Origin of the sequence: Corallococcus sp. bb12-1 (assembly GCF_026626765.1) — a bacterium.
Lineage (GTDB): Bacteria > Myxococcota > Myxococcia > Myxococcales > Myxococcaceae > Corallococcus > Corallococcus terminator.
Genome location: NZ_JAPNJZ010000007.1, coordinates 17,833 through 41,855, shown reverse-complemented (window position 1 = coordinate 41,855; position 24,023 = coordinate 17,833). Strand labels below are relative to the sequence as shown.

Annotated in this window: 21 protein-coding genes; 10 read left to right on the top strand and 11 right to left on the bottom strand. The window is 69.2% G+C overall.

From position 1 onward, the window contains the following. Positions 1–52 precede the first annotated feature (52 nt). The 5 genes from fusA to OV208_RS10865 all read right to left on the bottom strand — a co-directional run bounded on the left by fusA (position 53) and on the right by OV208_RS10865 (position 4,707). Entirely contained in the window at positions 53–2,128 is a 2,076-nt protein-coding gene (gene fusA / locus OV208_RS10885; RefSeq protein ID WP_267573764.1) for an elongation factor G, read from the bottom strand. Between the two features lie 152 nt (positions 2,129–2,280). Further along, positions 2,281–2,751, bottom strand: coding sequence for a 30S ribosomal protein S7 (gene rpsG / locus OV208_RS10880; protein WP_120541788.1), 471 nt, complete (start codon positions 2,749–2,751; stop codon positions 2,281–2,283). 155 nt (positions 2,752–2,906) lie between these two features. Continuing rightward, positions 2,907–3,278 (bottom strand): 30S ribosomal protein S12, encoded by a 372-nt coding sequence (gene rpsL / locus OV208_RS10875; protein ID WP_014395857.1) that lies wholly within the window; start codon positions 3,276–3,278, stop codon positions 2,907–2,909. Positions 3,279–3,499: 221 nt separating this feature from the next. Continuing rightward, positions 3,500–3,994 carry a ribosomal protein S18-alanine N-acetyltransferase gene (gene rimI / locus OV208_RS10870; protein WP_267573763.1) on the bottom strand — a complete coding sequence of 165 codons (495 nt, stop codon included), beginning with the start codon at positions 3,992–3,994 and terminating at the stop codon, positions 3,500–3,502. Beyond that, positions 3,991–4,707, bottom strand: coding sequence for a hypothetical protein (locus OV208_RS10865; protein WP_420715007.1), 717 nt, complete (start codon positions 4,705–4,707; stop codon positions 3,991–3,993). The genes rimI and OV208_RS10865 overlap by 4 nt, the downstream gene beginning before the upstream one ends. A gap of 117 nt (positions 4,708–4,824) precedes the next feature. Here OV208_RS10865 and OV208_RS10860 point away from each other — a divergent pair, with 117 nt between their 5' ends. The 7 genes from OV208_RS10860 (at position 4,825) to OV208_RS10830 (ending at position 15,753) form a co-directional block, all read left to right on the top strand. Continuing rightward, positions 4,825–6,006: a DnaJ C-terminal domain-containing protein gene (locus OV208_RS10860; protein ID WP_267574277.1), complete on the top strand. Its 1,182-nt coding sequence runs from the start codon at positions 4,825–4,827 to the stop codon at positions 6,004–6,006. A 99-nt stretch (positions 6,007–6,105) separates the two neighbouring features. Beyond that, positions 6,106–6,834, top strand: coding sequence for a HEAT repeat domain-containing protein (locus OV208_RS10855; protein ID WP_267573761.1), 729 nt, complete (start codon positions 6,106–6,108; stop codon positions 6,832–6,834). Positions 6,835–6,946: 112 nt separating this feature from the next. Beyond that, positions 6,947–8,650 carry a hybrid sensor histidine kinase/response regulator gene (locus OV208_RS10850; RefSeq protein ID WP_267573760.1) on the top strand — a complete coding sequence of 568 codons (1,704 nt, stop codon included), beginning with the start codon at positions 6,947–6,949 and terminating at the stop codon, positions 8,648–8,650. A 75-nt stretch (positions 8,651–8,725) separates the two neighbouring features. After that, positions 8,726–10,447, top strand: a complete 1,722-nt coding sequence (gene argS, locus OV208_RS10845) for an arginine--tRNA ligase (protein WP_267573759.1) — start codon at positions 8,726–8,728, stop codon at positions 10,445–10,447. A gap of 14 nt (positions 10,448–10,461) precedes the next feature. Continuing rightward, complete coding sequence (locus tag OV208_RS10840) at positions 10,462–13,017, top strand: 1-acyl-sn-glycerol-3-phosphate acyltransferase (protein WP_267573758.1); 2,556 nt, start codon at positions 10,462–10,464, stop codon at positions 13,015–13,017. 75 nt (positions 13,018–13,092) lie between these two features. Then, the gene (locus OV208_RS10835) at positions 13,093–14,271 is read left to right on the top strand and encodes a type II CAAX endopeptidase family protein (protein WP_267573757.1); all 1,179 of its coding nucleotides are present in this window, start codon (positions 13,093–13,095) and stop codon (positions 14,269–14,271) included. A 156-nt stretch (positions 14,272–14,427) separates the two neighbouring features. Further along, entirely contained in the window at positions 14,428–15,753 is a 1,326-nt protein-coding gene (locus OV208_RS10830; protein WP_267573756.1) for a PLP-dependent aminotransferase family protein, read from the top strand. Between the two features lie 12 nt (positions 15,754–15,765). On the opposite strand, the gene OV208_RS10825 is transcribed toward OV208_RS10830, so the two are convergent. From OV208_RS10825 to OV208_RS10815, 3 genes are all read right to left on the bottom strand, one after another. Further along, complete coding sequence (locus tag OV208_RS10825; protein WP_120541780.1) at positions 15,766–15,981, bottom strand: DUF5818 domain-containing protein; 216 nt, start codon at positions 15,979–15,981, stop codon at positions 15,766–15,768. Then, positions 15,978–17,789, bottom strand: a complete 1,812-nt coding sequence (locus OV208_RS10820) for a S8 family serine peptidase (protein WP_267573755.1) — start codon at positions 17,787–17,789, stop codon at positions 15,978–15,980. The genes OV208_RS10825 and OV208_RS10820 overlap by 4 nt, the downstream gene beginning before the upstream one ends. Positions 17,790–17,945: 156 nt before the next feature. Continuing rightward, complete coding sequence (locus tag OV208_RS10815) at positions 17,946–18,581, bottom strand: serine aminopeptidase domain-containing protein (RefSeq protein WP_267573754.1); 636 nt, start codon at positions 18,579–18,581, stop codon at positions 17,946–17,948. Between the two features lie 194 nt (positions 18,582–18,775). On the opposite strand from OV208_RS10815, the gene OV208_RS10810 reads away from it, so the two are divergent. The 3 genes from OV208_RS10810 to OV208_RS10800 are packed head-to-tail and all read left to right on the top strand — an operon-like array spanning position 18,776 to position 20,698. Continuing rightward, complete coding sequence (locus OV208_RS10810) at positions 18,776–19,729, top strand: hypothetical protein (RefSeq protein ID WP_267573753.1); 954 nt, start codon at positions 18,776–18,778, stop codon at positions 19,727–19,729. Between the two features lie 29 nt (positions 19,730–19,758). Beyond that, the gene (locus tag OV208_RS10805) at positions 19,759–20,184 is read left to right on the top strand and encodes a hypothetical protein (protein ID WP_267573752.1); all 426 of its coding nucleotides are present in this window, start codon (positions 19,759–19,761) and stop codon (positions 20,182–20,184) included. A 7-nt stretch (positions 20,185–20,191) separates the two neighbouring features. Continuing rightward, positions 20,192–20,698, top strand: coding sequence for a hypothetical protein (locus tag OV208_RS10800; RefSeq protein ID WP_267573751.1), 507 nt, complete (start codon positions 20,192–20,194; stop codon positions 20,696–20,698). A gap of 77 nt (positions 20,699–20,775) precedes the next feature. Here OV208_RS10800 and OV208_RS10795 read toward each other — a convergent pair whose 3' ends face one another. The 3 genes from OV208_RS10795 to OV208_RS10785 are packed head-to-tail and all read right to left on the bottom strand — an operon-like array spanning position 20,776 to position 23,965. Next, entirely contained in the window at positions 20,776–21,972 is a 1,197-nt protein-coding gene (locus tag OV208_RS10795; protein WP_120537576.1) for a class I SAM-dependent rRNA methyltransferase, read from the bottom strand. Beyond that, positions 21,969–22,820, bottom strand: a complete 852-nt coding sequence (locus OV208_RS10790; RefSeq protein WP_267573750.1) for an HAD-IIB family hydrolase — start codon at positions 22,818–22,820, stop codon at positions 21,969–21,971. Before OV208_RS10790 ends, OV208_RS10795 begins: the two co-directional genes overlap by 4 nt. Continuing rightward, the gene (locus OV208_RS10785) at positions 22,817–23,965 is read right to left on the bottom strand and encodes a hypothetical protein (protein WP_267573749.1); all 1,149 of its coding nucleotides are present in this window, start codon (positions 23,963–23,965) and stop codon (positions 22,817–22,819) included. The genes OV208_RS10790 and OV208_RS10785 overlap by 4 nt, the downstream gene beginning before the upstream one ends. Between the last annotated feature and the right edge of the window lie 58 nt (positions 23,966–24,023).

The following is a 24,023-nucleotide window of genomic DNA, read 5'->3' as shown; positions in this document are numbered from 1 at the left end:
CCGCTGGAACGTCAATACAATTCGCCCGGCGGCTTCCCCAGCGGGCGGGGCATCAACGGTTGAGCGCTGACTTGGGCGCCGCCGCGTAGTGCTTGAACTGCATGCTGTACGTCGCCCTTCCCTGGCTCTTGCTGCGCAGGTCGGTCGAGTAGCCGAACATGGCCGCCAGGGGCACCTCCGCCTGGATGGCCTGCACTCCGCCGGGCCTGGGCGTCATCCCCAGGATCTTCCCGCGCCGGCCGTTCAGGTCGCCGATGACGTCGCCCATGGACGCCTCCGGGGTGAGGACCTCCGTGGCCATGATGGGCTCCAGCAACACCGGATGGGCCGCGCGGACCGCGTCCTTGAAGGCCAGGGAGCCGGCGATCTTGAACGCCATCTCCGATGAGTCCACGTCGTGCGTGGAGCCGTCGTAGGCCTCCACCTTCACGTCCACCATGGGGTAGCCCGCCACGGGGCCGTTCTGCATGGCCTCCCGGGCGCCGTCGCGCGCGGCGGCCACGAACTCCTTGGACACGGCGCCGCCGGTGATGCTGTTGATGAACTCGAAGCCCTTGCCGGGCTCGTTGGGGGACACGCGCAGCCAGATGTGGCCGTACTGCCCCTTGCCGCCCGCCTGGCGGATGTACTTGCCCTCCGCCGTCTGCGTCGTCGTCACGGTCTCGCGGTAGGCCACCTGGGGCTTGCCGATGTTCGCGTCGACCTTGAACTCGCGCAGGAGCCGGTCGACGATGATCTCCAGGTGCAACTCGCCCATGCCGGCGATGAGCGTCTGGCCCGTTTCCTCGTTGGTGCGCACGCGGAAGGACGGGTCCTCCATCGCCAGCCGCTGCAGGGACTGGATGATCTTGTCCTGGTCGGCGGTGGACTTCGGCTCGATGGCGATGTCGATGACCGGCTCGGGGAACTCCATCCGCTCCAGCACGATCTGCTGCTTGTCGTCGCAGAGCGTGTCGCCCGTCGTCGCGAGCTTCAGGCCGACCACGGCGCAGATGTCACCGGCGTAGCACTCGGTGAGTTCGTCCTTCTTGTCCGCGCGCATCTGCACGAGCCGGCTGACGCGCTCGCGCTTGCCCTTCACGGAGTTCCACACCGCGGTGCCCGCCTCCAGCTTCCCCGAGTAGACGCGCAGGAACGTCAGCGTCTGCGAGGAGAAGGACGGGTCGTTCATGATCTTGAACGCCAGCGCGCTGAAGGGCGCATCGTCGCGCGTCTCGCGCACCGCGTCCTCACCCTTGGGCGTCTTGCCCTGGATCGGTGGGACGTCCAGCGGGCTGGGCAGGTAGTCCACCACCGCGTCCAACAGCGGCTGCACGCCCTTGTGACGGAACGCCGAGCCGCAGAACACAGGGAACAGCTTCAGGCCCACGCAGCCCTTGCGGATGGCTCGGCGGACCTCCGCCTCGGTCAGCTCCTGGCCCTCGAGGAACTTCTCCGTGAGCGCGTCGTCCTGTTCCGCCGCGGCCTCCAGCAGCTCCGCGCGCGCGGCCTCCGCCGCAGCCTGGAATTCCTCGGGAATCTCCACGATGTCGATGTGGCTGCCCTGCTCCTGCTCCTGGAAGACGAGCGCCTTCATGCGCACAAGGTCGATGACGCCCTTGAGCTTGTCCTCGGCGCCCAGCGGCAGCTGCATGCGCACGGGACGCGCACCCAGCTTCTCGCGGATGGTGCCGACGGACATCTCGAAGTCCGCGCCCACGCGGTCCATCTTGTTGATGAAGCAGATGCGGGGGACCTTGTAGCGGTCCGCCTGACGCCACACCGTCTCCGACTGCGGCTCCACACCGTTCACCGCGTCGAACACCGCGATGGCGCCATCAAGCACGCGCAGCGAGCGCTCCACCTCGATGGTGAAGTCCACGTGCCCAGGCGTGTCGATGATGTTCACGCGGTAGTTGTGGCCCTCGCGCTCCCAGAAGGCGCTGATGGCCGCGGACGTGATGGTGATGCCACGCTCGCGCTCCTGCACCATCCAGTCCGTGGTCGTGGTGCCTTCATGCACCTCGCCCATCTTGTGGATGGCGCCTGTGTAGAACAGGATCCGCTCGGTGGTGGTCGTCTTGCCGGCATCAATGTGCGCCATGATGCCGATGTTGCGGTAGCGCTCGAGGGGGAACTCGCGGGCCATGAGTCAGTTCCTTCCAGGGAGGCGGGAGGAACCGGAAGCGGCCCTCTCCACCGACCGATCGGACATCTCAGAGAACGTGCCGTGCTGACAAACAAAACCGCCCGGACGCTGGCAGCGCATCCGGGCGGCGACCGCGAAGCCCCTGACGGGACCTACCAGCGGTAATGCGCGAAGGCCTTGTTCGCCTCCGCCATCTTGTGCGTGTCTTCACGCTTCTTCACCGCGTTGCCGCGGTTGTTGGCGGCGTCCAGGATCTCGCCGGCCAGCTTCTCCTGCATGGTCTTCTCACCACGCGCCTTGGCGTAGGAGATGATCCAGCGCATGCCCAGCGCGACGCGGCGATCCTGACGGACCTCCACGGGCACCTGGTACGTGGCGCCACCGACACGACGGCTCTTGACCTCAAGCACCGGCTTGACGTTGTCCAGGGCCTTCTTGAAGGTCTTGAGGGGGTCTTCCTTCGCGCGCTCCTCCATGAGGGCGAAGGCGCCGTAGCACACGCCCTCCGCGATGGACTTCTTACCCTTGCGCATCAGGTCGTTGACGAACTTGGTGACGAGCCGGTCCTGGAACTTCGGATCCGGGAGAATCTTCCGCTTGGCGACTACGCGACGACGAGGCATCTCTTCCCTTACGCCCCACTCCCCTCATTGAGGGAAGCCAGATGGGGCTTCAAGACTTGGACTTCCAGGGACACTCCCCAGGGTGTGGGGCCAGCGTCCAACACAGCTTCAAGGACAGCGAAGGTGTTCCGCGCCAACGACGCGCGGGGGACCGACTAGCTGGGACGCTTCGCGCCGTACTTCGAACGGCTCTGCTTGCGACCGGCAACGCCCACGGAGTCCAGCGTGCCGCGGATGATGTGGTAGCGAACGCCCGGGAGGTCCTTCACGCGGCCTCCGCGGATCATCACCACCGAGTGCTCCTGGAGGTTGTGACCCACGCCGGGGATGTACGAGGTGACCTCGATCCCGTTGGTCAGACGAACGCGGGCCACCTTGCGGAGCGCGGAGTTCGGCTTCTTCGGAGTCGTGGTGTAGACGCGGGTGCACACGCCGCGCTTCTGGGGGCACTCCTTCAGGGCAGGGCTCTTGCCCTTGATGTTGAGCTTCTCGCGGCCCTTGCGGACGAGCTGGCTGATGGTCGGCACTGAAACCTCTTCTTCGATGGGAACCGCTTCCGGATACACGAAAGCGGAGCATATCTACCTACAGGCTACAGAAAGGCCCGCGAGTATAGGGAGGGGCCCCCGGGTGTCAAGCATGGCTTGCCCCTGGGCCAGAAGCGGCCAGAGGACCCCGGGTTGATTCCACCAGACACCCGAAAAACCTGGGACTGCGACAACGGCCGGACGCTCTACTCCGCGCAACCCTAGAAGTCGAGGACCATCACGATCGCGTCCTCGCCCTCGTCCGCGTAGTAGTTCGGACGGATGCCGACCGCCCGGAAGCCCAGCGAGCGGTAGAGGTTGAGCGCGGACTCGTTGCCCCGGCGCACCTCCAGGGTGGCCAGGGAGCAGCGGCGGCCCACGCCCCGGCGCAGCACCTCCTCCATCACCGTGCGCGCCACACCCCGGCGCCGGTGGACGGGGGCGGTGGCCACGTTGAGCACGTGGACCTCGTCGTGGACGATCCAGAAGATGGCCAGCCCCAGCAACTCCACGCCGCCCTCGGGCAGGGGCTCCTCCACGAGGAGGATGGTGGACCAGTCATGCTGGAGCTCGCGCCCGAGCAGCTCGTGAGACCAGGGGTTCTTGAAGGACGCCTTCTCCAGCGCCATCACCGCCGGCATGTCCTCCACGGTCATCTGCCGGATCACGAAACCCTGCGCCTTTTCGGGAGTCCCGTCCTCCCGCAGCCGTCTCATCGCCGTGCCTCCCGCGCGAAGGGCGCCACCCGCCGCACCTGCGCCGACTTGCGTACTTCAGCCAGGGCCTGGGCCGCCAGCTCCCCGTAGCGCGCCCGCACCAGCTGTTCGCGGATGGCCGTGCGCGCCGCCTGGTCGAACTCGCCGGGGTACAGGTCCCGGTGTTCGTCGTAGTGGTGACGAACCTCCGCCTCGCTCACCTGTGCCTTCAACCGGACCCGGCTGTCCAGGATTCGCTCCGCCCGGAGCCCCCGTGCCAGCACGGCCACCAGGGCGTCCTGGTCCACGTCATGCCGGGCGAGGAAGCGCCGCAGCGCCTCCTCCCCTCCCAGCCTCGTGCGGAATGCGCCCAGCCGGGCCTCCACCTCCGAGGGCTCCGCCGGGAAGGCCTGGAGCCGGTCCGCGCTCAGGACCTGGATGCGCTGGTTGATGGACAGCTCCAGGGCCCCCTGGAGCGTCTGCTCGTCCAGCGGCACGGCGGCGACCTGCACGGCCCCTCGCTGGATCAGCGCCACCCGGGCCTCCATCTCCAGCTCGCTCTGGGTCAGGACCTGCCCTTCGATGACCGCGACGACACGGTCCACCACCCTGCCCTCCCGGGCGGGGGCGTCCGGCGGCGTGGCGTGGGCCGCCGTCCCGGGCCAGAGGGGGGTCCCCAGGAGCCAGCACGCCAGCCACAGGGGGACCATTCGACGCCCGCGTGGTGCTGGCATGGCCTTCCTCATCTTCCGGCGACTGTAACCATCCCGGCCCTGTCTCGACATCCCGTGCTGGCGCTCACCGACCCACTGGTTACGTTCTTGGCTGTCGGGTACTGCACGGCGAGAACTATGGCGGACGACTACTACCAGATTCTGGGCGTGCCACGGACGGCGTCCGCGGACGAGCTCAAGAAGGCCTTCCGGAAGCTGGCGCGCCAGCACCACCCGGATGTCAACCCCGGGGACAAGGCGGCGGAGGAAAAGTTCAAGCGCATCAACAGCGCCTTCGAGGTCCTCGGCGACCCGAAAAAGCGCGCGCTCTACGACGAGTTCGGCGAGGACGCGGAGAAGATCGGCTTCGACGAGAAGAAGGCCACGGCCTACCGGCAGTACCGGGCGGCCCAGGCGGCCGGGGGCAGCGGCGGCGGGGGCATTCCCTTCAGCACCGAGGGCGTGGACCTGGGCGACCTGTTCAACGACATCTTCGGGCGGTCAGGGAGCGGCGGGCACGGCGGCGGCTTCGATGTGGGCGACCTCTTCGGACGGGGCCGGGGTGGCAGCCGGGCCACGGCGGCCGAGCGCGGCGACGACCTGACGACCAAGGTCCAGATTTCGCTCGCCGAGGCCGTCTCCGGCACCGAGCGCACGCTGTCCCTCCAGCGCCCGGGCCGCTGTAGCAAGTGCCATGGCGAGGGGCACACCGGGAAGCTCGTCAGCTGCCCCACCTGCAACGGCACGGGCCGGGCGCGACGGGGCGGGGCCATGTTCGGCGGCTCGGGCGTGTGCCCTACCTGCCATGGCAGCGGCCGGGCCCCGGAGCCCTGCTCGCAGTGCGGGGGCAGCGGCATCAAGGAGGAGACGACCCGGCTGACGGTGAAGATTCCGGCGGGCGTCCTTACGGGCTCCAAGGTGCGGCTCGCCGGTCAGGGCGCGGCGGGCGTCCATGGAGGGGCTCCTGGCGACCTCTACATCGAGACCGAGGTGGCCGAGCATCCGCTGGTGCGCCGCGAGGGCGACGACCTGTCCATGGATCTGCCGGTGACAGTGGCCGAGGCGCTCTTGGGCGGTGAGGTGCGCGTGCCCACGTTCCAGGGTGAGGTGACGTTGCGGGTGCCCCCCGGTTCGCAGTCCGGTCGGAAGATGCGGCTCAAGGGGCGCGGCGTGCCGTCGCTCCGGGGCGGAACGCCTGGCGACATGTACCTGATCCTCCAGGTGAAGGTGCCCGAGGACGTCACCGATGAGGTCCGCGCCGCCGCGGAAACACTGGCGAAGGGCTACCGGGGCGACGTGCGCCGGGAGTTGAACCTGTAGTGTGGTTGCCGCGTGGTACCTCTTGTTGCCTCTTGTCCTGGAAGGCGCCCCGTCCTACATGGCGCCTCCACCTTCCGAATCCGGAGCGGGTACGTACCTATGGGTCTCTTCGATTTCCTCACGGGCGGCTCGGGCCCCGAAAAAGCCCTCAAGCTCAAATCCAAGGTGACCCAGAAGTACGGGGAGCCTTCCACGCGGCAGAAGGCCCTCCAGCAGTTGGGGGAGATGAAGTACCCCGAGGCCGTCACGGTGCTGCTCAGCCGGTTCACCATCACCGTGGACCCGCTCACCACCGACGCGGATGAGAAGGAGCACACCTTCGAGCTCATCAAGGGCTTCGGCCAGGACGCCGTCGCCCCGGTGAGCGCCTTCCTCAAGCAGAGCGACCACGCCACCTCCTGGGCGCTGCGCGTGCTGCAGGAGCTGCTGGCCGAGGACGCGTTGATGGGCGTCATCGTCGACACGCTCCAGCACCTGTCGTCCCGCTACACGCGCGACCCGGAGAAGAAGGTCGTCCTGCTCCACCACGTCGTGGGCAAGCAGGATCCGCGCGTGGCCGCCGCCGTCCTCCCCTTCCTGGAGGACATGTCCGATGACGTGAAGATCGCCGCCATCAACCTCCTGGGGCCCCTGAAGTACGAGCCGGCGCGCGAGCCCCTGCTCCAGCTGCTCACCAACGAGGACACCGCCCGGCGCGTGCAGACCGCCGCCCTGGCCGCCCTGGCGGAGAGCGGGTTTGGCGTGCAGGGCTACCAGGAGAAGGTGCAGTCGGCCCTCGTGGAGCCCTTCAGCCTGGACAAGGACGGCCGCATCCAGCGCCGGGCCTAGGGCAGGCGGCGAACCTCCGGGCTGTCGGGCACCTGACACGGCCCCCCTCCCCGGGGGCTGGCCGACACCACGGCGGTTCCCTCCCACGCGAGACATGAAGCAGGATTCACGCGTGCCCTCGAAGAAGAAGGATCCGCAGCTCGCAGAAGTGGTGCAGCTGCGTCCCGCCGCCACTCCCGCGAAGAAGGCCCCACCGAAGCGGGCGGCGAAGCCTCCGCCTCCCGTGGATACGGACTCCGCCGCCCAGGCGCTGCTGGAGATGGGCCGGCAGCTGACTGACAACGCGGGCCCCACCGAGGCCCTGCGCGCCCAGCTCCAGACCCTCCACACGCTGCTCAAGCCGAAGGTCTGCTACGTCGCGCGCCACTTCCCGTCGCGCAACCAGCTCCACGTCGAGCACGTGCGCGGCCGGTACGACGAGCGCGTCACCGCCGCCGTCCCGGGCGAGGGCGTGGTGGGCCGCTGCTTCACCGACAAGGTCCTGCTGCGCGAGGACGACACCGTCGCCGTGCCCCTGGAGGGTCCGCAGGGCGTGACGGGCGTGCTCGTGGTCCTGGGCGCTCGGCGCAAGGCGTCCGACATCCTGATGCAGTCTCTGGCATCCCAGCTCACCGCCGCCTACGAGGTGGCCCGGCTGCGCGACGACAGCGCCCGGCGCAACAAGGACCTGCAGACGGCCATCGCGGGCCTCAAGAGCCTGGAGCAGAACCGCGAGGAGCTGCTCGGCAATGTGTCCCATGATCTGAAGAACCCGCTCACCACCATCAAGGCCTACCTGGCCATGCTGGGCCGGGAGAAGCTGGGCACCCTGACGGACGGACAGCGCCGCGCGGTGCAGATCTGCGACCGGAACTCCGACCGGCTGCTCCAGCAGGTGAACGACCTGGTGCTGATGTCCCGGCTGTCCTCCGGGAAGATGCAGCTCAACCAGCGCCCCTTCGGCCTCAAGGCCGTGGCGGAAGAGGTGGTGCGGGGGCTGGGCGCTGTCGCCGAGCACAGCCGCGTGCGGGTGGTGATACCGCCCTGTCCGGAGGTGTTTGTCCGCGGCGACCGCGAGCGCATCTCCGAGGCCATCCACAACCTCATCGAGAACGGCATCCACCACAGCGAGACCGACGACGTCGTCGAGGTCCGCGTGGCGTCTGGCGAGGGCCTGGGCACCCTCACCGTGAAGGACTCCGGCCAGGGCATGTCCGCCGAGGCGCTGGAGCATGTCTTCGACTCGTTCTACCGCGCGCAGCCTGGCATGCCGCGTCCCCCGGGCGCGGGCCTGGGCCTGCCCCTGGTCGCGAAGATCGTCGCGCTGCACGGCGGCCGCGTGGACGCCACCAGCATCCTGGGCGAGGGCAGCACGTTCGAGATGGTCCTGCCCCTGTTCGCGAGCGCCGTCAGCGCCCCGGACCTGAACCAGGCCGCTCCCAAGGCGGGCGGCATCCTCCTGGTGGAGGACGACGTGGACTGCCGCGAGGTGCTGGAGCAGGTGCTGGAGCAGGAGGGCTACCGGGTGATGGCCACGTCCGGTGCCGCCGAGGCGCGCTCCATCCTGTCCCACATCCGGCCGGCCATGGTGCTGCTGGACCTGCGGCTGTCCGGGGAGGACGGGCGCTCCGTGCTGCACTTCATCCGCACCACCGAGTCGCTGGCGGACGTGGTCGTCTACATCATCTCCGGCGCGAGCGACGTCGCGTCCCTCACCTCGGGTGAAGGGCCGGATCGCATCGATGGGTTCTTCGAGAAGCCCCTGAAGCTGCCCAAGCTGCTGGACACCGTGGCCGCCGTGGTCCGCCCCAAGAATCGCGGCCCCGCAGTGCCCTGAACAACGCCCCGGGCGTCTTCCCCACAGAAGAGGTGGCAGGAAGACGCCCCGCCTTGGGTAGTATCCGCGCGGCCCATGAGCACATCCGTCTATTCCCGCTACCGCGCCGCGTTCGCCCAGGCTCTTGCCGGGGCCCTGGGCGTCCCCGCCGCCGACATCGAAGCACAGGTCAAGCCCGCGGATCCCGCGCACGGCGACCTGAGCTTCGCCACCTTCCCCCTCGCCAAGGCGCAGAAGAAGGCGCCGCCCGCCATCGCCGCGTCGCTCGCGCAGTCGCTCCAGGTCCCCGGCCTGGAGGTGAAGGCCGTGGGCCCATACGTCAACGCGCGCTTCCTTCCCCTGCCCTTCACCCAGGAGATCATCGACAGCGTGCGTCTGGCGGGCATCGCCTACGGCAGCGACGCCGAGGAGGGCAAGGGCAGGACGGTGGTCATCGACTACTCGTCGCCCAACATCGCCAAGCCCATTGGCTTCCACCACATCCGCACCACGTTCCTGGGCCACTGCATCGCGAACCTCTACCGGGCGCTCGGCTGGCGCGTGGAGGGCGTCAACTACCTGGGAGACTGGGGCAAGCAGTTCGGCCTCGTGGCCGTGGGCTTCCAGGAGTTCGGCAAGGAGGAGCTCCGGGAGGACATGGCACACCTGGTCCAGGTGTACGTCCAGGCCAACAAGCGCGCCGGTGAAGACCCCGCCTTCGACGAGAAGGCCCGCGAGTTCTTCCGCCGCATGGAGGCCAACGAGCCGGAGGCGATGAAGCTCTGGAACCAGTTCCGCGAGACGAGCCTCAAGGGCTTCAAGCGCATCTACAAGCGCATGGGCATCGACTTCGAGCACATCGAGGGCGAGAGCCGCTACCAGGACCGCATGGACGCCGTCATCGCGCAGATCGCGAAGAAGCCCGGCGTGAAGGAGTCCCAGGGCGCCATCATCGTGGACATGCCCTACGCGGAGAACGAGCCGCCCGTCCTCCTGAAGAAGAACGACGGCAGCACGCTGTACGCCACGCGCGACCTGGCCGCCGCCGAGGACCGTCACGCGCGGTTCAACTTCGACAAGTCGCTCTACGTCGTCGCGCAGGATCAGGCGCTGCACTTCCGCCAGGTGTTCCGCACCCTCACGGAGATGGGACAGCCGTGGGCGGACAAGTGCATCCACGTGCCGTTCGGCCGCATCCACGGCATGAGCACGCGCAAGGGCCAGGTGGTGGAGCTGGATCAGGTCCTGGACGAGTCCAAGGAGCGCGTGCTCAAGCTCGTGGAGGCGAACATCGCCTCGGGCAACCTCGTGACCGATGATCCCGATGGCCTCGCGGAGCAGATCGGCCTGGGCGCCATCGTCTTCGGCGATCTGAAGCACAACCGCGCCAGCGACTACACCTTCGACTGGGACGAGGTGACCAGCCCCGAGGGGCACACCGGTCCCTATCTCCAGTACGCGCACGCGCGCAGCGCGACCGTGCTGCGCAAGGGCGGCGGTGTTCCGGCGAGCCATGATCCGGCGCTCCTGACGCTCCCCGAGGAGCAGGCCCTGGTGCGCGAGCTCATGCGCCTGCCGGACACGGTGCGCGCGGCGGCGGAGCAGTACGAGCCGAGCCTCGTAGCGCGACTGCTGCTGGACGTGGCGGCGGCGTACAGCCGCTACTACACCGCCGGCAACAAGGATCGCGAGAAGCGCATCCTCGTCGAGGACAATGACGCGCTGCGCGCGGCGCGACTGGCCCTCACGGACGCGACGCGCATCACCCTGGCGGCGGGCCTGACGCTCTTGGGCATCCCGACGCCGGAAAACATGTAGCCTGGGGGGCTGCCGTGGAAACCGCGCTGGCGCAGACCGTGACGCAAGGAGAGGCCTTGAAGGAGGAATTCGGTCCCATGTCCCGGGTGCTCGGGGCACGGTACTTCGACGGGGTGCACTTCCCCCCCGAGGCCGAGAACGAACTGCGTGCGCTCAGCGCCCGGGGCTTCGTGGTGCACGTCATGCGCACCACGGCCTGGATCAACTTCCTCTACATCGCGTGGGCCATGGTCCGCCGGGCCATGCCGCCCATCCGCGCGGTGGTGAACCTGCGACCCTGGTTCACCCGGCCCTGGCGCCAGACGGCCCAGGGTGGCGCGGTGGAGGAGCGCTTCCGCTATGCCCTGCAGCAGGGCGGCAGCGGGCTCGTGTTCCTGCGGCGCACGGCGCTCCTGCACGCCTCCGGCAAGGAGACGCGCGAGGACCCCTTCCCCGCCCTGGTGCGGCTGGCGCGCGGCGCGGACCGGCCGGTGTTCCTGGTGCCGGAGCTGTTCGTCTGGGAGAAGCGCGCCGCCAAGCTGAAGCCGGGCTGGCGCGACGTGGTGTTCGGCAGTCCGGAAGCGCCGGGCTTCGTGCACTCGATGGTGGCGTTCTTCCGCAACTACAAGCGCGCGCAGTTCCGCGTGGGAGAGCCCATCGACCTGCGCCGCTTCATCGAGGAGAACCCCCAGGCGACCGACGAGGTGCTGGCGCGCAAGGTGCGCAGCACGCTGCACGTGTACCTGTCCCGGGAGACGCGCGCGGTGTTCGGCCCGCCGCAGAAGCCCACCGACCGGCTCATCGAGGAGACGCTGCGCGACCGTCACCTGCGCAAGGTGCTGGATGAGCACGCGGCCGCCACCGGCCGCAAGCCCGCGAGCGTGCAGCGCGAGGCCAAGCGCAACCTGGAGGCCATCGCGGCCAGGCCCAACCCGTCCGTGCTGGCCCTCATCGCGCCGCTGCTGGAGTGGGTCTTCAACCGCATCTACGACGGCATCGGCGTGGACGAGGCGGGCCTGCACCGCGCGCTCAAGGCCGCGGGGCGCGCGCCCGTGGTGCTCTGCCCCAGCCACAAGAGCCACGTGGACTACCTGGTGATGAGCTGGGTGCTGTGGAACCGCGGCTACACCGCGCCGCTGGTCGCCGCGGGCGCCAACCTGTCCTTCTGGCCGCTGGGCCCGCTGTTCCGCCGCTGCGGCGCGTTCTTCCTGCGCCGCTCGTTCAAGGGCGACAAGGTCTACGCCGCGTCCTTCAAGGCGTACATCAAGAAGCTGGTGCACGACGGCATCCACCAGGAGTTCTTCCCCGAGGGCGGCCGCTCGCGCACGGGCAAGCTGCTCACGCCCAAGCTGGGCATGCTCACGTGGCAGGTGGAGGCGGTGCTGGACGGCGCGCGCAACGACCTCTACTTCGTGCCCGTCTCCATCGACTACGAGAAGGTCGTGGAGTCCGACAGCTATTCGAAGGAGCTGGCTGGCGGGGAGAAGAAGCCCGAGGACCTGAAGGCCCTGTTGAGCGCGCCCAAGGTGCTGGCGGCGCGCTACGGACGCATCCACCTGACGTTCGACGAGCCGCTGTCCCTGGTGGAGTTCATGAAGGCGCGTGGCCTGTCGCCTCAGGAGCCGGTGACGGACGAGCAGAAGAAGGGCCTGGTCCGCGCGCTGGGCAACCGGGTGATGTACGGCATCAGCAAGGTGTCCACCGTCACGCCGCACGCGCTGGTGAGCGCGTCGCTGCTGGCCCACCGCCGCCGCGGCCTCACCCAGCGCGAGCTCACGGACCGGATCAGCCTGCTGCGCCGCATCGCCGTGGAGGATGGCGCGCGGCTGTCCGCGGAGCTCGCCAACGCGCCCAGCAACCCGGAGACGCTGGGACCCATCCAGGACGCGATGCGCGAGTTCATCTCCGACGAGATGGTGCGCACGAAGGAAGCGCGCAACGAGGTCAGCTATCAGGTGGAGGACTCGCGCCGTCCGGAGATGTCCTTCTACAAGAACACGCTGATGAACCTGATGGCCGCGCGCAGCCTCGTGGCCAACGCGCTGCTCGCCGGCACGCCCGCGCCGTATGACACCGTGAAGGCCCGCGCGCTGTTCCTGTCGCGCCTCTTCAAGGTGGAGTTCATCTACCGGGTGGGCGCGACGTTCGACACCATCTTCGCCGAGTGCGTGGAGCGGCTCGTGCGCATGGGCCTGATCATCCACGAGGGCGACACGCTCAAGCAGGCCCCGGAGGCGCACGCGCAGCCGGAGCTGGAGTTCCTGGCGGACCTGCTGCGCGACTTCCTGGAGGCCTACCTGCTGGCGGCGATGACCCTGCCCGACGTGGCCGCGGGCATCGCCACCGACCGCAAGTCCTTCGTCAAGCTGGCGCTGGAGACAGGGCGCGTGGAGTACAACGCCGGGCGCATCACCGCCTCCGAGTCGCTGGCGAAGACGACGCTCGAGAACGCGGTGGAGTACCTTTTGGATCAGCGCATCCTCGTGGAAGAGGACAAGAAGCTGAGGCTGGGCGACCCTGCCTCGGCGGCCGAGCTGCCCCGGAAGAACCCGCTCGCGGACGACATCCGCGGCTACCTGCACCGGGCCTGAGCCAGGGCCCGTCGCACCCCGAAGCGAACGCGGCACCCCACCCTCCGCTTCGCGGAAGGGTCAGGAGACGACACGGTGGATGAAGGCCTGCCTTCCAGCGACCCGCAGCCGGTAGAGCCCACCGTGCCACCGCCCCTCCATCCGCCCCACCCGCTGCTCGCGGCGGCGCTGGCCTTCGGTCTGTTCATCACCCTTGGGGCCACCACCCAGTTGCTCAACCCCTCCTTCGGCGTGTGGTTCACGGAGGTGTTCATCTTCCTGGGGCTCGCGTGGGTGATGCTGCGCCGCGCGGGCTTCCGGCCCGCCGAGTACACCGGCCTCACGCCCTTCCTGGGCAAGCCCGCCCTGTTCGGCTTCCTGCTGGGCGTGGCGAACTTCTTCGCGGTGGTGGTGCCCCTCCAGTTCATGGCGCAGCGGGTGGCGCCCCCGTGGCTGCGGGAGATGTTCGACGCCTCGCGCCTGTTCGAGGGCCAGACGCCCGTGGAGCTGGCGCTGCTCCTGGGCGGCGTGTCCGTGGCCGCCCCGCTGTGTGAGGAGTTCTTCTTCCGAGGCCTCTTCCAGCGCGCGCTGACGCCGCCCGCCCCGGCCTCGCCCTGGCCCGCGTTGATCATCAGCTCGGTGGTGTTCAGCGCCTTCCACCTGGATCCGGTGGGCTTCCTCGCGCGCGCGGAGCTGGGGCTGCTCTTCGGCTGGCTGCTGCTGCGCACCGGCTCGCTGTGGCCGAGCATCGCGGCGCACGCGGCCAACAACATGGTGTCCTCGGTGCTGTTCCTCGTCGCCACGCACTCGGGGCTGGCGAAGGACACGGGGACCGATGACGTGACGGACTGGCGGGCCGTGCTGGGGCTGGCGCTCGTGGGATGGACGGCGCTGCTGGGCCTGCGCGCCGCAGCCCGGCACGTCCCTTCCGTCTGGGGACGCGGCACGCCGCCGGACGAGGAAGCGGTGCGCGCCACGAAGCCCGTGCCGCTGTTCGCCGTCCAGTTGCTGCCGTGGGTGGCGGCGGCGACGCTGTCCCTGGTGGCCCTGGCCCTGGTGGATGGAAGGGGCGTGTCGCTGAGCGTCTACGACATCCAGCATCCGGTGCCCCCGCTGGCGAAGGACGCGGACCCGGGCCTCCAGGCGGAGCGCAAGGCCCTGCAACAGCTGCGCAAGTCCGTGCGCAAGGGCGAGATGCCCATGGAGCTCTACGAAGAGGAGCGGCTCCGGCAGTCCAAGGCCCATGCGCCCGAACTCAAGGGCGAGCGTCCCTGACGTTGGCCTGCTGTGCGTGGGGTTCGCGAAGGTCCCGGAGACAAACACCGCCCCGGCGCCAGCAACTGGTGGGCTGAGCAGCCTGCGCTCCCTGTAGGTCCGACCCCGGGGGTGCTGGCCTTGCCCCACCCCTGGCCCCTATCGTCCTGCACCGCGATGCTGACCACCGACCTGCTGCATGCGTCCCTGGGTGATCCACTCCTGGACGTGATGAACTTCCTGAACGAGATCGCGATCCGCTACCCGGAGGCGATCTCCTTCGCTCCGGGCAGGCCGAACGAGAAGTTCTACGACCCCCAGCAGATCGCCACCTACCTGGAGGCCTACCAGCGTTACCTGCGCGAGGAGCGCGGCTTCAACGACGCGCGGATCACCAGCCTCCTGTTCCAGTACGGCCGGACCAATGGCCACATCGGGGAGCTGCTGGCGCGGATGCTGGAGAAGGACGAGGGCATCCGCGTCGCCCCCGAATCCATCGTCGTCACCGTGGGCTGCCAGGAGGCGACGTTCATCACCCTGCGCGCGCTGTTCTCGAAGCCCACGGACGTGCTGCTGGTAGGCATGCCCTGCTACATCGGGGTCACCGGCGCGGCGCGGCTGCTGGACATCGAGGTCGCCCCCGTGCCCGAGCGCGCGGACGGGCTCGACCTGGACGCGCTGGAGGCCAGGGTGCGGGAGCTCCGCGCACAGGGCAAGCAGCCCCGGGCGCTCTACCTCGTCGCGGACTTCGCCAACCCGTCCGGCCGGAGCCTCCCGGAGCCCGCGCGCCATCGCCTGTTGGAGCTGGCCGCGCGCGAGCAGTTCCTCATCATCGAGGACAACCCCTACGGGTTCTTCTCCCGCGAGGGCTCCCGGAAGCCCACCCTCAAGGCGCTCGACGACCGGCAGCAGGTCATCTACCTGGGCTCGTTCTCGAAGTCCGCGTTCCCCGGGCTGCGCCTGGGCTACGCCGTGGCGGATCAGCGTGTCACCGACGCGGCGGGCCAGCACCAATTGCTGGCGGACGCGTTCTCCAAGATCAAGAGCCTGCTGACGGTGAACACGTCCGCGCTCAGCCAGGCCGTCGTCGGCGGCATGCTGGTGCTCAATGAAGGCGGGCTGCTGGAGGCGAACCAGGAGGCGATCCGCTTCTACAAGACGAACATGGACGCGACGCTCCAGGCGCTCGAGCGTCACTTCCCCAAGAGCGAAGCCTGGGCGCGCGACGTGACGTGGAACGTGCCGGACGGGGGCTTCTTCCTCGTCATGAAGCTGCCCATCGAGGCGGACGAAGCGCTGCTGGAGGAGTCCGCGCGCAACTTCCACGTCCTCTGGACGCCCATGCGCTACTTCTACCTGGGCACCGGGGGAGAGCACGAGCTGCGGCTGTCCTGCAGCTACCTCACGCCCGAACGAATCGAGGAGGGGGTGGCCCGGCTGGCCCGCCACCTCCAGAAGACCATCCTGGAGCGACAGCCCGCGCCACAAGTCCGCGCGGGCTGAGCAGTCCTGACGTCAGTCCGCCTGGTACGACGTGACGTGGAACACCGGCCCCACCATCGCGGCGGTGACGGTGTCCCGTTGCACGCTGCCCTCGGCGGAGATGCGCTGACCGTCCTTCTTGATCTTCCGGTCACCGCCCGCGAGTTGGTACGTCTTGCCGTCGTCGGCCTTCAGGACCCACACCCCGCCCTCGAGGTCCTGGTACTGCACCGTGCCGGAGACCTTCATGCGTCCTCCCGCTTGAGCATCGCGCGGGCGATGACGAGGCACACCACCGTGTTGAAGCCCAGCCACGGCTTCGCCAGGAAGGTGAAGGGCATCCACGCCAGCGCCGGAGCGCCCACCCACGCCGCGTAGGCCAGGAAGCCCGCGAAGCCGAGCGCCAGGCCGCCCACCGCCGGACGGAAGCCCCGCCAAGTGATGGCTGGCAGCGAGAGCACCAGCGGAATCAGCGCGCTGTAGAACAGCGGGCTCACCGTGGCCCGACCGAAGATGATGCGCTGCCAGTCCGGGATGGGCAGCGAGGCCACGTTGACCACGTCGCCGGCCGCGCCCGAGGCGCCCGTGAACCACGTGCGCAGGAAGAAGAAGCCCACCGTGGACAGGACCAGCGGCACGAAGAACGCCGGGCGGAAGAGGATGTTGAGGAAGCCCGGACGCTCGCGGCCGCGCAGCGTCAGCAGCACCACCGCCAGCAGCGCCGCGGCCCAGGCCAGAGAAGGCCAGCGCGGCCCGCCGCCCGTGAACGCCTTCAGCGACGCGTTGGCGTTGAGGACGCCGTGGCCGTACTGCTCGGACCAGGCCTGGTCACCCGTCGCCTTCGCCCCGGCGTAGAGCGCCTGCTCCACCTCGTCCGGGTTCTTGGCGCCGGCGCCGTAGAGCATCGCGGCGACCGCGGCCACGTGCGGGGCGGCCATGCTGGTGCCCTGGTACCAGGCGTAGACGGAGCGCGACGGGTCGCGCGGGTCGATGGTGTTCTGCAGGATGCCGCCCGAGTCGCCACGGCTCTTGTCACCACCGGGTGCCGCGATGTCCAGCTCCTTGCCGTAGGACGAGTACGGAGCGAGCGAGCCGCTCGGCCCCACCGCGCTCACCGCCACCGCACCCGGGTACGCCGCGGGGAACTCCACCCGGCCATGCCCGGTGTTGCCCGCCGCGGCCACCACGGTGACGCCCTTCTTGCGCGCGTACTCCACCGCGCTGGCCATGACCTGAGAGTACAGACCACCGCCCAGCGACATGTTGATGACCTTCGCGTCGTGGTCCGCCGCGAAGCGGATGGCGTCCGCGATGTCCGCCGACGTGCCGCTGCCGAAGTGGTTCAGCACCTTGAGGGGCATCAGCGTCGCGTCGAAGGCCACGCCCGCCACGCCTTCGCCGTTGTTGGTGGCCTGCGCGATGGTGCCCGCCACGTGCGTGCCGTGGCCGTGGTCGTCGTTGGCGTGCTCGTCGTCGTTGACGAAGTCGTAGCCCTTCACGAACGACACGCCCTTCAGGTCCGGCACCTGCTTGAAGTCTTCGTGGTCCTCGTAGGCGATGCCCGTGTCGATGACCGCCACCACCACGCCCTTGCCCCGGTTGCCGTCCCAGGCCTTGGGCATGTCGATCATCCGCAGGTTCCACTGGGATTCGTACTGCGGATCATTGGGCGTGAAGCTGCTGCGCACCTGCATCAGCGGCTCGGCGGACTCCACCGCCGGGTTCTGCCGGATGCGCTGGAGCACGTCCTCCACGTCGTCCACGCCCACCGCCAGCGTGACACCCGTCCGGGGACCTTCCAGGGAGTTGAACTCCAGGTCCACACCCCACGCCTGCTCCCAGGCGTCGAACTCCGCCTTGGTGGTGCCGTCCTTGAAGTCCACCACGATGGCGCCAGACACCACGTCATCCGAGCCCCCCGCCACGGCCTGGGCCACCTCCGCCTGGGCCACCGCGTCCGGCCCGGCCGCAACCTCCGGCTCCCGCGACGCGGAAGCACACGCCGAGGCCGACAGGGCCAGCGCCGCGAGAACCACGTTCCATCGCTTCATCCGCATCGGGACACTCCTTGAACGAAGACGCCTCGAAGACCCACTACGAACGCACGGCGGGACGATTGGGTCTGTCCCACCAGTCTGTTCGCCCCCCGGCCGGCCGTGCAAGGCGTCGGGGATGAAGAAATGTGAAGAAGTCCGCAGGTTTGCACGCCTGCCCTACCCACCCGACAGCCGCTGGAGCCAGACCGCCACGGCCCGACCCACCTGGGGAAGATTGCGGTGGAACGTGGCTCCGGCATCGTCGATGACCTCTAAATCCCCCCCGGCCTCGGCGACAGCGGCGGCCAGTGCCGCCCGGGGCAGGCGGGTGTCCTCCGCCCCGACAATCACCAGCAGGGGACACGACAGTCGCACGAGCGACAGCGGATCCACCTCCGGCGCCACCAGACACAGTCCGCCCACCGCCGGATGCCGCTCCTGGAGCGCCAGCGCCACGCGCGCGCCCCCGTGCAGCGCCGCCACCGCCAGCGCGGACGTGCCCGCGTTCTCCAGCGCCACCCGCATGGCGGCCTCCGCGTCCTCCACCAGCGCCCCTCCGGTGCCCCGGACGCCCTGGCTGGCCCCCACGCCCCGGTGGTTGAAGCGCAGGGTGGGAAAGCCCGCCCGCGCCGTCGCGAAGGCCACCTCCGCCGCCAGGACGTGGTCCATGCCGCCCCCCTCCTCCGGCCGGGGCGGAAGGATGAGCAGCGGCGGCGAGCGCTGGCCCCGGTGCACCGTGCCCTCCATCACCTCTGGACCGGCCCCCACGGGGATGAGCGTGGAGCGCTCCAGGAACTGACCTTTCTGGACCATGCCGTCACCTTAATCCGCCCCTTCCGAAGCGGCCGGCCCGTCTTCGGGTCCACGTCCCCTGTGAACGAGCCGCTGCGCGCTGCGTCACACACATTCCGCGACCCCCTCGCAACTTTTGGGCGCTTGGGGTGAGAATGGATCAACGCCTCAAGCTTTCCTTCCCCCCTTCAAAGAATCCGCAGGAGCGTCAAGCCATGGGAACCATCGGGAGCGGTCGTAACAGCATCAACAACGCCACGCGCACCACGCCGACCACGCCGACGACTACCCCGGCCGCGGTCGCGAAGCCCGCTCCGGCCGTGACGGCCAAGCCGGCCAACCAGGTGAAGGACGGCTTCGACGCGCGCGCGACGAACAGCGCGGTCCGCACGGCGGCGCCCGCGAGCGTCTTCACCGCGCCGGCCGGCTCCAAGGACAAGGTGTTCGACGGCAAGCTGGTGGGCGCCGGCGGCCAGACGTTCGACGCCAGCACCCCGCTGAGCCAGGTCCCGGCCTACACGCCCAAGGACGGCGTGAAGACCGAAGGCACCCTCATCTACGTCAACGGCATGATGACGGACATGGCGGGCCAGAAGGAGACGCTGCAGGCCATCGCGGACAAGACGGGCCAGAAGACCATCGGCATCCACAACTCCACCGAGGGCTTCTTCAAGGACCTGGGCCAGTGCGTCACGGACAAGATGGACAAGGGCAAGAACCCGGCCGTGGACACGCTGGCGGACTCGCTCTACACGGAGCTGAAGGCCGGCCGTGACGTGCACCTGATGGCGCACAGCCAGGGCGGTCTCATCACCTCGCGCGCGCTCAACGACGTGGCCAAGCGGCTGCGCATCGAAGACGGGCTGTCCCCCGCGCAGGTCGAGGCGAAGCTCGGCAAGGTCTCCGTGGAGACCTTCGGCGCCGCCGCCGCGACCTACCCGAACGGCCCGAAGTACGTGCACTACGTGAACGACAAGGACCCCGTGCCGGGCCTGTTCGGTCTGGGCACCAGCGGCAAGGGCCCCCTGGACCTCATCCGCAACGCGGGCAAGGACGCGAAGATCCACTACTTCTCCGAGAAGAGCATCTTCTCCGGCGCGCACAACATCAACGACACCTACCTGAACCAGCGCGTCCCGTTCGACCAGGCGCGCCAGGGTAAGTTCTAGTCAACCGACGGTGTGATATGACTGCACGTATGACGCTCGATGAAGCCCAGCGACTGGTGCAGTCATTCACGAGGGCCCACGGAGACACGGAAGGCTCCGGGCTCAATGCGAAGGGATTTGGCGGCGCCGCCCTCGGCGAAGCGCAGATCTACTTCGAGCACTCGAAGGAGTCGGGGGCGCTGAAGTGCAGCGCCCTCATCTACCGCTTCCGCGATGCGCCCCGTCCGGGCGTCATCGACGGTTTCCGTGCCGAGGAGAAGTCCGGCACGGACACCGGCGGCGGCAAGGTCGACTACGAGACCGAGAACAAGAGCCTCTTCCTGAGCCGCACGTACGGCGTCCTGCCGGCGGAGCAGCAGTTCAAGGAAGACCTCGACCGGCTCGTGGAAGCCAGCCTCAACTGGGGCGAGGAAGTCTTCAACCGCGTCGCGGATCGCACCGTTCCCGCGAAGTGAAGCGCCCATGAGCCGCTCCCTTTCCACCGGCCTGCAGTGGCTGCTGTCCACCATCGGCATGGCGCGTCCAGCGCCGGCCGCTGGGGGCCCGATGACGCGGGATGCGGCCCGTCAGTTGGTGAAGTGGTACCTGCAGTCGCAGGGCGCGGGCATCACGGAAGGCCTCAACGAACAGGGCCTGGGCGGCATGATGAACGGCGAGGGCCAGTACGCCTTCGAGCACATCGAGTCCCCCCCTTCCCTCAAGGCCAGCGCCCTCATCTACCGGTTCCGCGAGCCGCCCAAGCCCGGCATCATCGAGGGCTTCCGGCAGCAGCAGGAAGAAGGCACGGACACCGGCGGCGGCAGCGTGGACTTCGAGTCCGGCAGCGGCAGCCTGTTCCTGAGCCGCACGTACACGGTGATGCCCGACGGCCGCGAGTTCGCCCGCGACCTGGACCGCCTGGGCAAGGCCAGCATCGTCTGGGGCAAGGACGTGTTGGACCGCGTGGCCCACAAGGTCTTCGGGACCTGAAGCCCCGCTGAAGCCTCCTGTGCGGCCCTGGGAGGCGCCCCGAAACGGGCGCCCCCCGTGGGTGGCCGGGCGGCGCGCTATACCGCCTGCATCACGTAGAACTTCAGGTACTTGCCTTCCGGGAACTGGAGGCGCACCGGATGGTCGGGCGGCTGGTAACGCTCTTCCACCAGCGCCAGGTCCACGCCGGCCTTGAAGCCCGCCTCGCGCACGGCGCCCATGAACATGTCCCCGTTCACGCGCGCGGAGCACGACGCCGTGGCCAGGAGGCCTCCGGGACGCAGCAGCGCCAGGGCCTGCCGGTTGAGCGACGCGTACCCGTCGATGGCGGCCTCCACCGCGCGCTGGCTCTTCGCGAAGGCGGGCGGGTCCAGGATGATGAGGTCGAACGTGCGGCCCTCCTCCTTGAACGACTGGATGAGGGCGAAGACGTCCGCCGCGAGGAAGTCGTGCTTCTCCGCCGGCAGCCCGTTGCGCGTGAAGTTCTCGCGCGCCAGGGCGATGGCCTCCGGGTCCTGATCCACGGAGAAGACGCTCTTGGCGCCGCCCAGAGCCGCGTTCACGGAGAAGCCTCCGCTGAAGCAGAAGCAGTTGAGCACGTCCCTGCCCTGCCCCAGGCGCCGGATGAGGTGGCGGTTCTCCCGCTGATCCAGGAAGAAGCCCGTCTTCTGTCCGCGCCACGCGTCCACCATGAACACGGCGCCGCGCTCGCGGATGGGGATGAGCTCCGGCGCTTCCTCGCCCCAGAGCATGCGCCCGGTGCCGCGCCCGTCGTCCTCTTCCACGTCGTCGCGGCCCACCTCGTCGCGGCCGATGATGCCCTTCAAGCCCGGCACGCCCGCCTTCAGCGCCTCCACGATGAGGGGCCGGTAGGGGGTGAGCCCCGCCGAGTACAGCTTCATCACCGCCCAGCCCGCGTACAGGTCCACCACCACGCCGGGCAGGCCGTCGCCCTCGCCGTGGATGAGGCGGTAGCTGTCGGTGTCCTTCAGGTCGATGAGCGACGTGCGCGCGGCCAGCGAGCGCTGCACGCGCTGGGTGATGAAGCGCGAGTCCACCGTCTCGCGCGAGTCGCGCGTGAGCACGCGCACCGCGATGGCCGAGTGCGGATCATAGTACCCGCGCGCGACGAACTTCCCGTTCTCCGTCAGGTCCACCACGCTGCCAGCGGGGATCCGCGGCGGGTGCTCCAGCGCCTTGCGGAACACCCACGGGTGGCCCGCGCGCAGGTGACGCCCCAGGCCCCGGGCCAGCTCCAGCTTCACGACATTCACGTTGAGACTCCTCGACTGCGGGACGGCCGGCGGCGGGCGAGGAGGGCGCGTGCCAGCTCCTCGAATCCCCGCCCCTCGGGCGCCCGGGTAATGAAGGCCGGGGGCGCGTCGATGCGATCCAGCACCGCGCGCACGTTGGCCACGCCCACGCCCAGCTTGAACGCCTGGAACATCGGAGCGTCGTTGAAAGAATCCCCCGCGTAGACGTACCGACCGTCCGCGGGCTCCAGCTTCTCGCCCCACGCCACGCGCGCGAAGCGGCGGGACGCGGAGAGCTTGTCGAACCGACCCAACCAGCAGTTGACGTGCACCGACGAGCGCACCGCCGTCACGCCCCGCGCCCGCAGCAGCGTTTCGATGGCGGACGCTCCCGCGTCTCCCAGCCGGGCCTCCTCGTTGTAGTCCACCGCCAGGTCCACTTCCGTGTAGCGGCTGTCCACCGACAGGCGCGCCCCGGGCACCTGGGCCAGCACGCGGTGCACCTCCTCCTCCAGGCGCTTGCGGTTCGCCTCACGCTGGCCAGGAGGCTCCAGGTACACCTTGCGCAGCTCGCCCTTCTTCCCCTTGAGGAAGAACAGCCCACCGTTCTCGACGATGACGCCATCCACCGGAAGCTGGCGGGCCCACGCCTCGCCCCACCCCGCCGGACGTCCGCTCACCAGCACCACGCGCAGGCCAGAGCCGGACAGCTGTTCGAGCGCACGGATCGTCTGGCTGCGCAGCTTGTGGCCGGTCGTCAGCGTGCCATCCACGTCCGTGAAGATGCCCTGCACCTGGGACAGGTCCGCCTGTCGCAAGGGGCGCGGCTCCACCTTCTTCGCCAAGCCCTTCGCCGTGCCGGCCTTCACATCACGTCCAGTTGCGCGAGCTGTCCCTGGAAGGACTCGATGGTGGAGAGCAGTTCGGGCCCGGTGAGCGTGGCGAGCTTCAGCTTGCGCGCCTTGCGCAGGAACGCGTCCATCGTCGCATCGCGGCCGTAGAGCGCCTGGGCGCTGACCGCGGCCTCCGCGAGCGCCTTGGCCGACGCGACCGGATCCTTCTTCGACTGCATCAGGGCGCGCTCCAGGCGCACGCCGCACGCGGCCCACACCTCACGGTCGTGGAGGATGAGCAACTGCCGCTGGTTCACCGCGGACAGGCTTCGCACCAGCGCATCCAGGGCTTCCGCGACCGTCAGCAGCTCCCGCTGGTCCGGCGCGGTCTGGATGGCGAGCGCCCCCACCTCCGCGCGGGCCTCGACGATCTTCCGTTTGTCCTGCGCGCGCAGGTTCCGGTACGCGGCGGTGCGGCCGAAGGCGTCCATCTCCGTCTGGAGCTGCTGCGCGTTCCACAGCACCTCCTCCGGCTTCGCGTCGCGCACCTTGCCCAGCCGCGCCGCCACGATGCGCGACAGGTCGGAGGTGATGGCCCGCACCGTGACGGCCGCCTTCACCTCCGCCTCGTAGCCCGGGACGACCTGGGCGCGGGACACCTCGCCGAAGGCGCTCGCGGACTCGAAGACGAGCTGGCTCATCTGCTCGCGGTAGTCGGCGCGGAAACGTTGGATTTCGGCCAACAGCTGCCAGCGGTCGCTCACCACGGACGGGTTGCGCATCGCTTCGCCCAGTTGGGTGATGCTCTGGGCAAGCTTCCCCATGCCCGCCTGGAGCATGCCAGGCACGTCGGCGGGGCCCGGGCGGGCCGGGGGTGGCCCCCCCTGCGGGGTGCCGGGGAACTGCTCCCGGATGACGTTGAGCAGCGCGTTGACGTCCATCACCGTGTCGCGGATGACGGGCGCCATCTCCTCCCACAACGACAGGTCGGGGCTGGCGTCGACGACGGGCGTCTCGTACTTCACCAGGTCCAGGTCACTCAGCCGCGAGATGGCATGGGCCGCGGCGAGATACACCGCTCGCAGCCGCGCGGAAAAGGCGCGGTCGGGCAGTGACTGGAGGATTTCTTCGAGCCTCGGGGTGAGGGAGGCCGGCGGGGGACTCTCGGCGGCAGCGGACACGTTGCCCCCACTCTATCCCTCGACATCGCGTCCGGGGAGTTCTAGCAAGCGTCCCGGG

What these genes read in the sequence shown, in the direction of transcription:
- OV208_RS10825 (WP_120541780.1), bottom strand. Translation starts at nt 15,981, where the DNA reads ATGAAGGTCTCCGGCACGGTGCAGTACCAGGACCTCGAGGGCGGGGTG.
- OV208_RS10815 (WP_267573754.1), bottom strand. Translation starts at nt 18,581, where the DNA reads ATGGTCCAGAAAGGTCAGTTCCTGGAGCGCTCCACGCTCATCCCCGTG.
- OV208_RS10820 (WP_267573755.1), bottom strand. Translation starts at nt 17,789, where the DNA reads ATGCGGATGAAGCGATGGAACGTGGTTCTCGCGGCGCTGGCCCTGTCG.
- OV208_RS10810 (WP_267573753.1), top strand. Translation starts at nt 18,776, where the DNA reads ATGGGAACCATCGGGAGCGGTCGTAACAGCATCAACAACGCCACGCGC.
- fusA (WP_267573764.1), bottom strand. Translation starts at nt 2,128, where the DNA reads ATGGCCCGCGAGTTCCCCCTCGAGCGCTACCGCAACATCGGCATCATG.
- rimI (WP_267573763.1), bottom strand. Translation starts at nt 3,994, where the DNA reads ATGAGACGGCTGCGGGAGGACGGGACTCCCGAAAAGGCGCAGGGTTTC.
- OV208_RS10830 (WP_267573756.1), top strand. Translation starts at nt 14,428, where the DNA reads ATGCTGACCACCGACCTGCTGCATGCGTCCCTGGGTGATCCACTCCTG.
- OV208_RS10800 (WP_267573751.1), top strand. Translation starts at nt 20,192, where the DNA reads ATGAGCCGCTCCCTTTCCACCGGCCTGCAGTGGCTGCTGTCCACCATC.
- rpsG (WP_120541788.1), bottom strand. Translation starts at nt 2,751, where the DNA reads ATGCCTCGTCGTCGCGTAGTCGCCAAGCGGAAGATTCTCCCGGATCCG.
- argS (WP_267573759.1), top strand. Translation starts at nt 8,726, where the DNA reads ATGAGCACATCCGTCTATTCCCGCTACCGCGCCGCGTTCGCCCAGGCT.
- OV208_RS10860 (WP_267574277.1), top strand. Translation starts at nt 4,825, where the DNA reads ATGGCGGACGACTACTACCAGATTCTGGGCGTGCCACGGACGGCGTCC.
- OV208_RS10805 (WP_267573752.1), top strand. Translation starts at nt 19,759, where the DNA reads ATGACGCTCGATGAAGCCCAGCGACTGGTGCAGTCATTCACGAGGGCC.
- OV208_RS10865 (WP_420715007.1), bottom strand. Translation starts at nt 4,707, where the DNA reads ATGCCAGCACCACGCGGGCGTCGAATGGTCCCCCTGTGGCTGGCGTGC.
- OV208_RS10855 (WP_267573761.1), top strand. Translation starts at nt 6,106, where the DNA reads ATGGGTCTCTTCGATTTCCTCACGGGCGGCTCGGGCCCCGAAAAAGCC.